The sequence below is a fragment of the Streptomyces sp. AC550_RSS872 genome, from assembly GCF_019049285.1.
In the GTDB taxonomy this organism is placed as follows: domain Bacteria; phylum Actinomycetota; class Actinomycetes; order Streptomycetales; family Streptomycetaceae; genus Streptomyces.
Window position 1 is genome coordinate 79,159 of sequence record NZ_JAGMUL010000140.1, and the last position, 12,288, is coordinate 91,446.

The 12,288-nt window shown below is 70.9% G+C and carries 16 protein-coding genes and 1 riboswitch; of the genes, 9 read left to right on the plus strand and 7 right to left on the minus strand.

What is annotated here, in order from left to right:
* The first annotated feature begins 30 nt into the window (after positions 1–30).
* Positions 31–1,158 carry an 8-amino-7-oxononanoate synthase gene (locus tag KUM44_RS36510; RefSeq protein ID WP_217214053.1) on the plus strand — a complete coding sequence of 376 codons (1,128 nt, stop codon included), beginning with the start codon at positions 31–33 and terminating at the stop codon, positions 1,156–1,158.
* Positions 1,159–1,259: 101 nt separating this feature from the next.
* Here the strand turns inward: KUM44_RS36510 and KUM44_RS36515 are convergent, their stop codons facing one another.
* Entirely contained in the window at positions 1,260–1,484 is a 225-nt protein-coding gene (locus KUM44_RS36515) for a DUF397 domain-containing protein (RefSeq protein WP_217214054.1), read from the minus strand.
* Between the two features lie 9 nt (positions 1,485–1,493).
* The gene (locus KUM44_RS36520) at positions 1,494–2,363 is read right to left on the minus strand and encodes a helix-turn-helix transcriptional regulator (protein WP_217214055.1); all 870 of its coding nucleotides are present in this window, start codon (positions 2,361–2,363) and stop codon (positions 1,494–1,496) included.
* A 213-nt stretch (positions 2,364–2,576) separates the two neighbouring features.
* On the opposite strand from KUM44_RS36520, the gene KUM44_RS36525 reads away from it, so the two are divergent.
* Positions 2,577–3,020 (plus strand): ATP-binding protein, encoded by a 444-nt coding sequence (locus tag KUM44_RS36525; RefSeq protein WP_217214056.1) that lies wholly within the window; start codon positions 2,577–2,579, stop codon positions 3,018–3,020.
* A gap of 107 nt (positions 3,021–3,127) precedes the next feature.
* Here KUM44_RS36525 and KUM44_RS36530 read toward each other — a convergent pair whose 3' ends face one another.
* Positions 3,128–4,042 (minus strand): LysR family transcriptional regulator, encoded by a 915-nt coding sequence (locus KUM44_RS36530; RefSeq protein WP_217214057.1) that lies wholly within the window; start codon positions 4,040–4,042, stop codon positions 3,128–3,130.
* A gap of 124 nt (positions 4,043–4,166) precedes the next feature.
* Between KUM44_RS36530 and KUM44_RS36535 the strand changes: the two genes are divergently transcribed.
* Entirely contained in the window at positions 4,167–4,781 is a 615-nt protein-coding gene (locus KUM44_RS36535) for a LysE family translocator (RefSeq protein WP_217214058.1), read from the plus strand.
* Positions 4,782–4,845: 64 nt separating this feature from the next.
* Here the strand turns inward: KUM44_RS36535 and KUM44_RS36540 are convergent, their stop codons facing one another.
* The 3 genes from KUM44_RS36540 to KUM44_RS36550 form a co-directional block, all read right to left on the minus strand.
* Positions 4,846–5,319, minus strand: coding sequence for a C40 family peptidase (locus KUM44_RS36540; protein WP_217214059.1), 474 nt, complete (start codon positions 5,317–5,319; stop codon positions 4,846–4,848).
* A 3-nt stretch (positions 5,320–5,322) separates the two neighbouring features.
* Positions 5,323–5,533: riboswitch (cyclic di-AMP (ydaO/yuaA leader) on the minus strand.
* A gap of 341 nt (positions 5,534–5,874) precedes the next feature.
* Entirely contained in the window at positions 5,875–6,183 is a 309-nt protein-coding gene (locus tag KUM44_RS36545; protein ID WP_217214060.1) for a hypothetical protein, read from the minus strand.
* A 7-nt stretch (positions 6,184–6,190) separates the two neighbouring features.
* Positions 6,191–6,826, minus strand: coding sequence for an ATP-dependent Clp protease proteolytic subunit (locus tag KUM44_RS36550; protein ID WP_217214061.1), 636 nt, complete (start codon positions 6,824–6,826; stop codon positions 6,191–6,193).
* A 68-nt stretch (positions 6,827–6,894) separates the two neighbouring features.
* Here KUM44_RS36550 and KUM44_RS36555 point away from each other — a divergent pair, with 68 nt between their 5' ends.
* Complete coding sequence (locus KUM44_RS36555) at positions 6,895–7,182, plus strand: type II toxin-antitoxin system Phd/YefM family antitoxin (RefSeq protein WP_217214062.1); 288 nt, start codon at positions 6,895–6,897, stop codon at positions 7,180–7,182.
* Between the two features lie 90 nt (positions 7,183–7,272).
* Here KUM44_RS36555 and KUM44_RS36560 read toward each other — a convergent pair whose 3' ends face one another.
* Positions 7,273–8,292 carry an ABC transporter permease gene (locus KUM44_RS36560; RefSeq protein WP_217214063.1) on the minus strand — a complete coding sequence of 340 codons (1,020 nt, stop codon included), beginning with the start codon at positions 8,290–8,292 and terminating at the stop codon, positions 7,273–7,275.
* 118 nt (positions 8,293–8,410) lie between these two features.
* On the opposite strand from KUM44_RS36560, the gene KUM44_RS36565 reads away from it, so the two are divergent.
* The 5 genes from KUM44_RS36565 (at position 8,411) to KUM44_RS36585 (ending at position 12,221) form a co-directional block, all read left to right on the plus strand.
* A complete protein-coding gene (locus KUM44_RS36565; RefSeq protein WP_217214064.1) occupies positions 8,411–9,040 on the plus strand; it encodes a TetR/AcrR family transcriptional regulator in 630 nt (209 codons plus the stop codon).
* A gap of 132 nt (positions 9,041–9,172) precedes the next feature.
* Positions 9,173–9,475: an urease subunit gamma gene (locus KUM44_RS36570; RefSeq protein WP_028808600.1), complete on the plus strand. Its 303-nt coding sequence runs from the start codon at positions 9,173–9,175 to the stop codon at positions 9,473–9,475.
* 11 nt (positions 9,476–9,486) lie between these two features.
* Positions 9,487–9,798 (plus strand): urease subunit beta, encoded by a 312-nt coding sequence (locus KUM44_RS36575; RefSeq protein WP_217214065.1) that lies wholly within the window; start codon positions 9,487–9,489, stop codon positions 9,796–9,798.
* Positions 9,791–11,512: an urease subunit alpha gene (locus KUM44_RS36580; RefSeq protein ID WP_217214066.1), complete on the plus strand. Its 1,722-nt coding sequence runs from the start codon at positions 9,791–9,793 to the stop codon at positions 11,510–11,512. Before KUM44_RS36575 ends, KUM44_RS36580 begins: the two co-directional genes overlap by 8 nt.
* A 34-nt stretch (positions 11,513–11,546) precedes the next feature.
* On the plus strand, positions 11,547–12,221 hold the full coding sequence (locus KUM44_RS36585) for an urease accessory protein UreF (RefSeq protein WP_217214067.1): 675 nt from the start codon (positions 11,547–11,549) through the stop codon (positions 12,219–12,221).
* Positions 12,222–12,288 lie beyond the last annotated feature (67 nt).

A 12,288-nucleotide genomic window follows, 5' to 3' on the forward strand; every position in this document is an offset into this window, starting at 1 on the left:
GTGCACTGCCTACAAAAGCCCGGAGGAGCCATGGCGTTCGGCTGGATCGACGAGCAGGCGGAGCTGCGCCGCCGCGCCGGACTCGTACGGACCCTGCGCCCGCGCCCCGCCGACTCGCCGCTCCTGGATCTCGCGAGCAACGACTACCTGGGTCTGGCCCGCCATCCCGAGGTCACCGAGGGCGCGGCGCGGGCGGCGCGGACGTGGGGCGGGGGTGCGACCGGTTCACGGCTCGTCACGGGCTCGACCGAGCTGCACGCCGAGCTGGAGCGCGAGCTGGCCGACTTCTGCGGCTTCGAGGCGGCCCTGGTCTTCTCGTCGGGCTACGCGGCCAACCTCGCCGCGGTCACCGCGCTGGCACCGCACGGCTCGCTGATCGTCTCGGACGCGGGCAACCACGCCTCGCTGATCGACGGCTGCCGGCTGGCCCGGGGCACGACACAGGTGGTCGCGCACTCCGAACCGGACGCCGTGCGCAAGGCGCTCCAGACGCACGACGGGCCTGCCGTCGTCGTGACCGACACCGTCTTCTCGGTCGACGGCGACGCGGCCCCGCTGGCCCGGTTCGCCGAGGCGTGCCGGGAACACGGTGCCGGGCTGGTCGTCGACGACGCCCACGGCCTCGGCGTGCTGGGCGACGGCGGCCGCGGCGCCCCGCACGCCGCGGGGCTCGCGGGCGCCGCCGATGTCGTCGTCACGGTCACGCTGTCCAAGTCGTTCGGCAGCCAGGGCGGCGCCGTCCTCGGCCCCGCCCGGGTCATCGACCACCTGGTCAACGCGGCCCGGACGTTCATCTTCGACACGGGCCTCGCCCCCGCGGCGGCGGGCGCTGCCCTGGCGGCACTGAGGCTGCTGCGCCGCGAGCCGGAGCGCGCGGCGCGGGCCCGCACGGTGGCGAGCGAACTGCACACCCGTCTGACGGCCGCGGGCCTGGAGGCCGTACGTCCGGACGCCGCGGTCGTCTCCGTGCGCGCGCCGTCCCCCGAAGAGGCCGTGCTCTGGGCGGCCGAGTGCCGTGCGGCGGGCCTCGCCGTGGGCTGCTTCCGTCCTCCCTCCGTTCCCGACGGCGTCTCGCGGCTGAGGCTGACCGCCCGCGCGGACCTCTCCGAGGGGCAGATCGCACGCGCTGTACGGGTGATCGGCGAGACACGACCATGAGTCGGCGTGACACGGCCCTGCCGTCGCAGCAGTCGGGACTGGTCAGAGTGGGATCGATCAGAAGGTAATCGATCAGAACCGGTCGGAGTTGATCGGTGCGGTCAGGACTGGAACGCGGTCGTGAAGCCCGTCCAGCTCTCGGGGGAGAAGAGCAGCGCGGGTCCGGCCGGGTCCTTGGAGTCGCGCACGGCGAGTAGTCCGGTCCATGGGCCGGAGTGCTGCCGCGCCGTCTCGACGCAGTTGTTCGCTCCCGTGCTGTAGCTGCTGCGCAGCCACCGCGCACCGAGCAGATCGGTAGAAGTCACGTTCCGAGGCGGTGCGGTCATGGTGCCTCCTTACACGCCGCCAGCCAGCGCGGCGATGTAATCCAACGATTCCTCGGGCGAAAGGGCGTGGATCCGAAGGGAGTTGAAGGCCTCCGTGTAGGCCTGGAGGTCTTCTTTCCGTTCGAGATAGAGGCTACTCGTCAAGTGGTCGAGAACAACCACATCCAGATCAGAAGTGCGCGAAAATGAGAAGATAACGAAAGGCCCGGTGATGCCGACATGCTCACCGGCCGCGAACGGCAGTACCTGCAACCGGACTTGGGGCAGACGCGCCGCCTCCACCAGCCGCCCCAACTGCCGCGCCATGACCTCCGGCCCGCCGATCTCCCGGCGCAGCACCGCCTCGTCGAGCACCGCGCTCAGTTCCATCGGCGGATCCGCGCGCAGCACGTCCTGCCTGGCCAGCCGGACCGCGACCAGCGCCTCCAGACGTTCGTCCGCGTCGTCGTCGAGGCCTCCCACCGCGGCCCGGGTCACCGCCCGCGCGTACTCGGGTGTCTGCAACAGCCCGGGCACCACGGAGGTCTCCAGCGTGCGCATCGCGCTCGCCTGGGACTCCAGGCTGATGAAGTCGCGGTACGTCGGCGGCAGCACCCCGCGGTACGCGTGCCACCAGTGATGACCGCCGCCACCCCCGTCGGAGCCCGCCAGCACCAGCAGCAACTCCCGTAGCCGGGCGTCCTGTACGCCGTAGACGTCGAGCAGTAACCGCACATCGGCCGGTTTCACCCCGCTGGCGCCGGTCTCGATCCGGCTCACCTTCGACTGGTGCCAGCCCACCAGCCGGGCCGCCTCACCACTGGTGAGCCCCGCCCCGGTGCGCAACGCACGCAGTTCCGCGCCCAGTTTTCGGCGGCGCACCGCGGGACCGTGCTGCATGGGCAACTCCTTACTCCAACCGAGCCGCCCAAATACGCTCTGCCGTCGCAGAGTTCACCGCTTCGAGCGACAGATATATGCACATCTTGGTGGATCGCCACTCCTGACGGGCGCGGTAATGGCAGTCTGGCGACGAAGCACCAGTCCGGGACCGTACTCGAACCCTCCGCTCCGTGTCGGACTGCGGTCCCGTGGGAAAGGGACGACGTCGCCATGGCAGACCATCTGGAAGCATCCGTCACTCTGCCGAGCGATCCCGCCTCGGTCTCCGCGGCCCGGGCCTACGTGCTCACCACTCTCGCCGAGTGGGGACTGCCACCGGACACGGAGGTGGCCGACACCATCCGCCTGATCGTCTCCGAACTCACCACCAACGCCGTACAGCACACCCTCGGTCAGTCACCCACCTTCACGGTGGACCTCGCGCTCGACCGTGACGAACACCTGCGCATCGGCGTCACCGACAGCCACCCCCGCTTCCCCAAGCGGCTGCCGGCCGCCGTCCAGCAGGACAACGGCCGCGGCATGGTCATCATCCGCTGGCTGACCGCTGAGTGCGGCGGCAAGCTCAGAGTGCGGCCGACGCGGGAGGGTGGGAAGACGGTTTCCATTGAACTGCCGTGGACTGTGCCTGTGCCTGCGGCGCCTGAGCCGTAGCGCGCCGGGGGGTGCCGCGAACGGCTGTCCGGCGTCTGCGGGTTCGTCGTGGTTGGTCGCGCCCACGCGGCGGAGCCGCATGTCGACACAGCCCCGCGCCGCTTGGGTCAGGACTGCTGGCCTCGGCTGAAAGTGCCCCGCAGTAGCGCTCGGAAGGCATCCGCCGCAGGCGCTGTCTCCTCGCTGCGGAAGGCGACCGAGATCGTACGGCGCAGCTGCCCGCCCTCCAGCGCCCGTACCCCCACCGGAGTCACCGACGTCCGCGCCACCATCTCCGGTACGACCGCGACCCCGAGCCCCGCGCTGGCCAGCGCGCAGACCAGTAGGTAGCCCGGCGTCGGGACGAGCACCGAAGGCGTGGCCCCCGCTCTGGTCAGGGCCGCCTCGACACCCCGGCGGGCCGGAGCGTCCGGGGCCATGCTGATCAGGGGTTGGCCCGCGAGTTCGGTCAAGGGCAGTCGCGTCGCGCCGCTGGTGAGGACGTGGCCCGGAGCGGACACCAGGACGAGTTCCTCGACGAGGATCGGCTCGATGGTGACCGAGGAGGGGACCGGGGGCGGGTCTCCCGGTTCGTAGGCGTGAGTCAGGGCCACATCGACTTCGCCCGCCGCCACCGCGGCTACACCCGAGGACGGTTCGTAGTCGGCGACCGTCAGCTCCACGTCCGGATGGGCCCGGCGAAAGGCGCTGAGAGCCGGGGGCAGCAGATGGATGCCCGCCGTCTGGAAGGTGCCGAGCCGGAGCGTGCCGCCGGTCAGGCCGGTCAGCCGGGCCAGTTCATGCCGGGCCCGCTCCAGCTCGTCGAGCACCCGCCGCGCCCGGACCACCAGCAGCTCGCCCGCACCCGTCAGCCGGGCCCCGCGGTGGTGCCGTACCAGAAGGGCGGTGCCCGCCTCGCGCTCCAGCTTGGCCAGCTGCTGCGAGAGCGCCGGCGTGGTGTAGCCGAGCCGCTCGGCGGCCCGGGTGATCGAACCCGCCTCGGCCACCGCCACCAGGGCGGCGAGGCGGGTCGGGTCGTACATGGCAGGTCCCTTCGAGCACAGGGCCGGGCGGGTCTCGTGAAGCCCGTGCCTAAAGCATTGCTTAAGCAGCACCCAGAATATTCGACATACCTGCTGAAGGCTCCCAGGCGGCAGGCTGACAGACATGGATGCTCAGCTCATCGCCTTCACCGGGGTCGCCGCCGGCCTGGTCGCCATGCCCGGGGCCGACTTCACCGCCGTCGTACGCAACGCCCTCGTCTCCCGCCGGGCCGGAATCGCCTGCGCGCTCGGGATCGGGGCCGGGCTGCTGGTGCATGTGACGCTGGCGGTGGTGGGGGTCGCCGCGGTGCTGGCGGCCATGCCGGCGCTGTTCCGCGCGCTCCAAGTGGTCGGCGGCGTCTATGTGTTGTATCTGGGTGTCCAAACGCTGCGGCAGCGGCGCGCCGAGGTCACGGAGGAGCGCGAGGACTCCACCGGCCGACCCCTGCGGCAGGGCTTCGTGACCAACGCCCTCAACCCGAAGGCGTCCCTCACCTTCCTCAGCGTGCTGCCCCAGTTCGTGCCCGCGGGCGCTCCGGCACTGCCCCGGACCCTGCTGCTCGCGCTGATCGTGCTCGCGATAGCCCTCGTGTGGTTCCAGGTGGTCGCCCTGCTCGTGGACCGGCTCGGCAGGTGGCTGCGCCGCCCGCGGGCCGCCCGGGCCGTCACGACCGTCACCGGCGCCGCGCTGACGGCCTTCGGCGGGGCACTGCTCGCCGGGCCGCTGTCGGCGCTCTGAGGGCCGTCTGATGCCCCGGGGGCGATGACAGCGCGTCAGATCGCCGTCACCGCCCCCGGGAAGGTCACTTGACCCGGCCGTACCACACGCTCCTGGTCCAGATCTTTTGCAGCTTCACCACGTCCCCGCTCTTCGGGGAGTGCCAGATCTTTCCCTTCCCGGCGTAGATGCCGACGTGGTAGACGTACGACCCCGAGTGGAAGAACACCAGGTCTCCGGCCTTGCGGTTCTTGGCGGAGATGTGGCGGGTCTTGTTGTACTGCTGGGCCGCCGTACGGGGCAGCTTCTTGCCCGCCTTCTTGAACGAGTACAGCGTCAGCCCGGAGCAGTCGAATCGGTTCGGCCCGACGGCGCCCCACTTGTACGGGGAGCCCTTCTTGGAGGCCGCGACCTGGAGTGCCTTCGTCGCCGGCGTGGCCGCTTCGGCCTCGGGGGCGAAGCCGGGTGCCACTATCGAGCCGCCCACTGCGGCGATGGTGAGGGCCGAGGCCGTTCCGGCCCGGACCATGAGCGACGGGACACGATTGAGCGCAGTCATGCGCAACCCTTCGTCAGCCGCCTGTGAAGGATGACCTGTCGGATTCGGGCTGGCGAAGTTGCCCGGCCGCGTTGCCGCGGCTTCACCCCAAGGGTTGCTCGGATCGAACGAACGTCCGCTCCGGCGACCCGTCTTGCTCGGGTCCTCCACTCCTGCCGATCCACTCCTGTCGACCGGTCGTCCGGGCGGCGGCAGGACTCGGCGTCCGCCCGGACCGCCCCGCCGCGGTGGCGGGGGCTTGTCGTCAGACAGGGATCTTGACGCACAGTTGAATGAAAATCCCAACGGAACCGGGGATTTGTGGCGTTACTCACCACTCACCCGTTCGGGTGGACACCCCTGTGTTCGAGGAGGTGTCCAGGTGCCCAACGAGCCCCGGACCAGGGACGGAACGTCGGATTCCGTCTCGCGGCCATGCCTGTTGTGCAACCTTGGCGGGCGCGCAAATGGAGACGCGGATACGCCGAAAGGGGGTACGTCGTTTGGTGCGTTTCAGCTCCGTTCCGGACGCCTCGTCAGTGGGTCGAGACGTCCGGAACCGGTCTGTACACGTCGTCAACTGTCGGAGCGCGGCGGCACCGTGACGCGAGCCGTGCGGCGCTCTCCGTCCAGCACGCGCAACGCACGCGCCAGCGTGGGGGCGTGCAGCTCCGTCTCGCCCCGCTGATGCATCAGCGCCAGCGCGTCCCGGAGCTCAGCGGCCCTGCTCACGAGCGCCTGGGCGGCGCGCAGTCCGCCGTAGGTGTCGCCGTGCCGGCCCGGGTTGATCCGGCCGAGCAGATCCACGACGTCGAGGTAACGGTCGATCAACTCGCCCTCCGCGCGGGTCAGCGCGGGCAGCGGCGGCATCTCGGGTGGAAGCACCGGCCGATCACCGCCCCGTGGGCGGCGCGAGGGTGGCCTTGCGGCTGGGGATGATCGCGTCCACCAGCCCGTACTCCAGCGCCTCCTGGGCGTTCAGGATCTTGTCCCGCTCGATGTCCTCGCTCACCTGTTGGCGGCTGTGTCCGGTGTGCAGGGCGAGCATCTCCTCCAGGCGGTTCCGAACGCGCGTCAGTTCGTCGGCCTGGATGGCCAGATCGCTGGCCTGGCCTTCGACCGGCTCGGGCAGCCCCGGCTGATGGATCACCACCCGGGCTCCCGGCAGCGCGAATCGCTTGCCCGGCGTGCCCGCGGCCAGCAGTACCGCGCCGGACGCGCCGGCCTGGCCCAGGCAGATCGTCTCCACGTCACAGGTGACGTACCGCATGGTGTCGTAGATCGCCGACATGGCGCTGAACGAGCCGCCCGGCGAATTGATGTACAGCGAGATGCCCCGGTCGGGGTCCCTGTGCTCCAGGTACATGAACTGGGCCATCACGTCGTTCGCCGAGATGTCGTCGATCTGTGTGCCGAGGAAGACGATCCGCTCCTCCAGCAGCTTCGAGTAGGGGTCCTGCGTCCTGGTGCCGGTACTCGTGCGCTCCGTGAACTCGGGCAGTACGTGGCGGGCGGTCGGTCGGGTCATGGCTCACGCTCCCTTGGCGGGGTGCCTGTAAAAAATGTACAGGACGTACATAACGTAATGTAGGGAGCATGGCCTACGAGATTCCGGTGACGCAAGCCAGGGCTGAGCTCGCCGATCTGATCAATCGCGTGGTGTACGGCGGTGAACGCGTCGTCGTGACGCGGCACGGAAAGCCCCTTGTCGCCCTTGTCTCCGCCGCTGACCTGGAGCGACTGGAAAAGCTCGGGGAGCCGGCGGAACTCGCCGAGGAGCAGGTGATCAGCGCTGTCTCCAGCGTCCGCGAGGTGGCGTCCGCTCCCCGCGAACGGCAGCGCTTCGGTATCGCCGCCGAGCATCGGGGGCCGAGCCCCTCTTAGCGCCCGCGGTTCGGGCCTCCGGAAAGCAGACAACCGTGCACCCCCGTCCGCTACAGCGGGGGTGCACGGTCGTATCGGTGTGCCGGTCGGTCAGCCGACGGCGGCCGGCTCCCTCTCGGTCGTCGCCCCGGTGTTCGTCGCGCGCGACTTCCTGAGGGCGTTGCCAAGCAGTACGGCGCCCAGGCCGAGCGCGGCCCACCAGGTCAGCGTCAGGGCCGGGCCCGTCGCCGCCGCGCCGTCGAAGAACGACGCCGAGCGCAGCAGGGTCGTGCCCGCGCCGGGTGGCAGCCACTGACCGATCGCGCCGACCGGCTCGGGCAGCATCTGCGGCGCCGAGGCCGCTCCGGAGAAGGGGTTGCCGACCAGCATGATGACCGCGGCCATGATCCCGACCCCGGCCGGCCCGACGAGGGCGGCGAGCCCGGCGACGGCCGCGCTCACGGCCAGGGTCGTCAGCGCGAACACCCCGGCCTCCGCCCACCAGTCGCCGACGAGAACGCCCAGCCAGCTGTGCGCGAGCGCGGCCGCGAGCACGCCGATCAGGGCGGCGGCGCCGACCAGGGCGCTCGCGGCACGAATCCCCCGCAGTCCGAGCAGTGTCACCGCCGCGCCGGCCGCCATGCCGGCCAGGGCGAGCGGCAGGACGCTCGCGGTGAGGGCGGCGCCGCGCGGGTCCGAGGCGGGCGCGGGCGCGACGTCGACCGTCCTGACCTCCGTGCCCTCGGCGGAGGCCTGCTGCGCCACCGACTGCTGGAGCAGTTGGGCGACGGCCGGGCTCGCGGCCGAGGCGGTCAGCAGCTTCGGGCCCTGCGGGGTGACGACGACCGCGCCGTATACGGTCCGGTCCTCGACGGCCTCCCGGGCGGTGGCCTCGTCGGCGTAGCGGTGGATCTCGAACGCGCCCTCGTGCTGGGCGAGTTGCCGCTCCACCTGGGCCGTGGCGGCGGTCGGCCCGGCCACTGCGAGGGGCAGGTCGCGGGGAGCGGTACGGGCGGCGGGCCAGGCGAAGGCCCACAGGGCGAGCGCGGCGAGGAGGGGGACGAGGACGACGACCGCGATCAGGTGCCGGTGTGTGGCGCTCCTGGGCGGTGTAGCGGAGGGGGTGGTCATGAGGGCTCCCTCGGGGAGTGGGACGTAAAAAGAAGGATCGTTCGTTTTGCTTGTGCCTCCACAGTCCTGCCGCCTGCCGTTACTTGTCAAGAAGGAATGTTCGTTTTACGTTTTGGTCATGGCACGCGTATCCCAGGAGCACCTCGACGCCCGCCGCCGTCAGATCCTCGACGGTGCCGCCCGGCTCTTCGCCCGCAACGGCTTCCACGCCACGTCCATGCAGGACGTGCTCAAAGAGGTCGACCTCTCGGCCGGAGCGGTGTACCGCTACTTCAGCGGTAAGGACGAGCTGATCGCCGCGATCGTCAAGGAGGTGCTCGGCGAGATCCGCGCGGCCTTCGAGGACGTGACCCGCCAGAGCCCGCCGCCACCGCCGGACATCCTGGTCGGCCTTGTCCTGGGACGGACCCTGCGCGTCTGGTCGTCCCTGAACGGCGACGGAGAACCGCTGTTCCCGCGCCTGATGATCCAGGTCTGGGCGGAGACCATGCGCAACGAGGAGCTGGCGGCCGTTCTGACGGACGTGTTCACGGAACTGCGCGAGAGATGGATGCTGGCCGTCGAGGCGTACCAGGAGGCCGGGATGATGCGGTCGGACGTCCCGGCGGAACACGCGGCACGCACCATGATCGCCGCGGTGCAGGGGTTCATCACCCAGCAGGCCCTGTTCGGGGCGGCACCGGTGGAGGTCCTCCAGGACGGGCTGCGAGCGCTGATGAGCATGTCGGCGGCGCGGCCGGGCGCCTGAAGGATCACAGCTCGGTTAACTTGCTTGAAATGCGACGCAACTAGCCTTCCCATCCACGCCACCAGGCAGTTTGCCCCGTGGCCGCGGCAACCGGACCCCGCACGGTCCGGAGCGAGGACTGTGAGGTGGGACGTGCAACTGACCCCGCACGAGCAAGAGAGGCTGCTCATCCACGTGGCGGCCGACGTGGCCGAGAAGCGCCGCGCCCGTGGGCTGAGGCTGAACCACCCCGAGGCGGTCGCCCTCATCACGTCGCACATCCTCGAGGGCGCCCGGGACGGCCGTACGGTCGCCGAGCTCATGTCCTCCGGACGCAAGCTGCTCACCAGGGACGACGTCATGGAGGGCATCCCCGAGATGATCCACGACGTCCAGGTCGAGGCGACATTCCCGGACGGCACCAAGCTCGTCACCGTCCACGACCCGATCGTCTGACGGGGGCTGCCGTGATTCCCGGAGAGATCCTCTTCGCCGCAGACCCGATCGTCTACAACGAAGGCCGTGACGTCACCCGGCTGACCGTCCTCAACGCCGCCGACCGGCCCGTCCAGGTCGGCTCCCACTACCACTTCGCCGAGGCCAACCCCGGCCTGGAATTCGACCGTGCGGCGGCCCGCGGCAAGCGGCTCAACGTCGCCGCCGGCACCGCCGTCCGCTTCGAGCCCGGGATCCCCGTCGACGTCGAACTCGTCCCGCTGACCGGCGCCCGTGTGGTGCCCGGACTGCGCGGCGAGACCGGAGGTGCCCTCGATGCCTGAGATCTCCCGCGCCGCGTACGCCGACCTGTTCGGGCCGACCACCGGTGACCGTATCCGGCTCGCCGACACCGATCTGCTGGTCGAGATCGAGGAGGACCGTTCCGGCGGTCCCGGACTCGCCGGGGACGAGGCCGTGTTCGGCGGCGGCAAGGTGATCCGCGAGTCCATGGGGCAGTCCCGGGCCACGCGCGCCGACGGCACCCCGGACACGGTGATCACCGGCGTCGTGATCATCGATCACTGGGGCATCGTCAAGGCCGACGTCGGCATCCGCGACGGCCGGATCACCGGCATCGGCAAGGCCGGCAACCCCGACACCATGGACGGGGTCCACCCCGACCTCGTCATCGGCCCCGAGACCGAGATCATCGCCGGCAACGGGCGGATTCTCACGGCCGGCGCCGTAGACGCACACGTCCACTTCATCTGCCCGCAGATCGCCGACGAGGCGCTGTCCTGCGGCGTCACCACGCTCGTCGGGGGCGGCACCGGACCGGCCGAGGGCTCCAAGGCGACCACCGTCACGCCCGGTCCGTGGCATCTGGCCCGGATGCTGGAGGCGATGGAGCAGTACCCGCTCAACATCGGCTTCCTCGGCAAGGGCAACACCGTCTCCCACGAGGCGATGCTGTCCCAGATCAGAGGGGGCGCGCTGGGGCTGAAGCTGCACGAGGACTGGGGTTCTACGCCCGCCGTCATCGACGCCTCGCTGACCGTCGCCGACCGGACCGGCATCCAGGTCGCCATCCACACGGACACCCTGAACGAGGCGGGCTTCGTCGGCGACACGCTGGCGGCCATCGCCGGACGCGGCATCCACGCGTACCACACCGAGGGCGCGGGCGGCGGGCACGCGCCGGACATCATGACCGTCGTCTCCGAGTCGCACGTGCTGCCCAGCTCGACGAACCCGACGCGGCCGTTCACCGTCAACACCGCCGAGGAACACCTCGACATGCTGATGGTGTGCCACCACCTCAACGCGGCGGTACCCGAGGACCTCGCTTTCGCCGAGTCGCGGATCCGGCCGTCGACGATCGGCGCGGAGGACGTCCTGCACGACCTGGGCGCGATCTCGATCATCTCGTCGGACGCGCAGGCCATGGGCCGGGTGGGCGAGGTCGTCATGCGGACCTGGCAGACCGCCCATGTGATGAAGCGGCGCCGCGGCGCGCTCCCCGGCGACGGGCGGGCCGACAACCAGCGGGTGCGGCGGTACGTGGCCAAGTACACGATCAACCCCGCGCTCGCCCAGGGCCTGGCCCACGAGATCGGCTCCGTGGAGACCGGCAAGCTCGCCGACCTGGTGCTGTGGGAGCCGGCGTTCTTCGGCGTCAAGCCCCACCTCGTCATCAAGGGCGGGCAGATCGCGTACGCGCAGATGGGCGACGCCAACGCCTCGATCCCGACGCCGCAGCCGATCCTCCCGCGGCCGATGTACGGGGCGATCGGGCGGGCGCCCGCCGCCAACTCGTTCAACTTCGTGGCGCCGCTCGCCATCGAGGACGGGCTGCCGGAACGGCTCCAGCTCGGGAAGCGGTTCGTGGCCATCGAATCGACGCGTGGGGTCACCAAGGCCGACATGCGTCAGAACGACGCGCGGCCCGAGGTGCGGGTCGACCCCGACAGCTTCGCGGTGCACATCGACGGGGAGCTGGTGGAGGCCACTCCCGCCGCCGAACTGCCCATGGCGCAGCGGTACTTCCTGTTCTGAGGGTGGTTGAGATGACTCCGACGGCTGGGTTCTGATGTCACGGACAGCACTTCTGGTCCTCGCCGACGGCCGCTTTCCCGCCGGGGGGCACGCGCACTCCGGCGGGGCGGAGGAGGCCGTCAAGGCGGGGCGGATCACCGGCGCCGCGAGCCTGGAGGACTTCTGCCGGGGGCGGTTGCACACGGCCGGGCTGGTCGCGGCCTCGCTCGCCGCGGCGGCCGCGGTCGGGGTGGACGCGGTGGCGCTGGACGCGGCGGCCGATGCCCGGACCCCGTCTCCCGCCCTGCGGGCGGCCGCGCGGAAGCTGGGACGGCAGTTGATGCGGGCCGCTCGGGCGACCTGGCCGTCCGGTGAGCTGGACGACCTGGCTCGACGGTTTCCGAAGGGGGCCCATCAGCCGGTGGTGCTCGGAGTCGCTGCTCGGGCCGCGGGGTTGGGGGCCGTCGAGGCGGCTTACTGTGCGGCTTACGAGAGTGTGAGTGGGCCGGCGAGTGCGACGGTGCGGTTGCTGAGTCTTGATCCGTTCGACGCCACGGCGGTGCTGGCGCGGTTGGCGCCGGCGGTGGACCTGGTAGTGGACCGGGCGGTGGAGGCGGGGCGGCGGGTCGTCGGGGGTGGGGTGGAGGAGTTGCCTGCGGTTTCCGCTCCGCTGCTGGAGATCGGGGCGGAGGTGCATGCGGCTTGGGGGGTTCGGCTGTTCGCGTCGTAGCCGGTCTCTCTCGCCCCCGCCGCCCCTACCCGTCCCGTCCCCCGTCCCGTCCCTGAGGGCTGCGCCC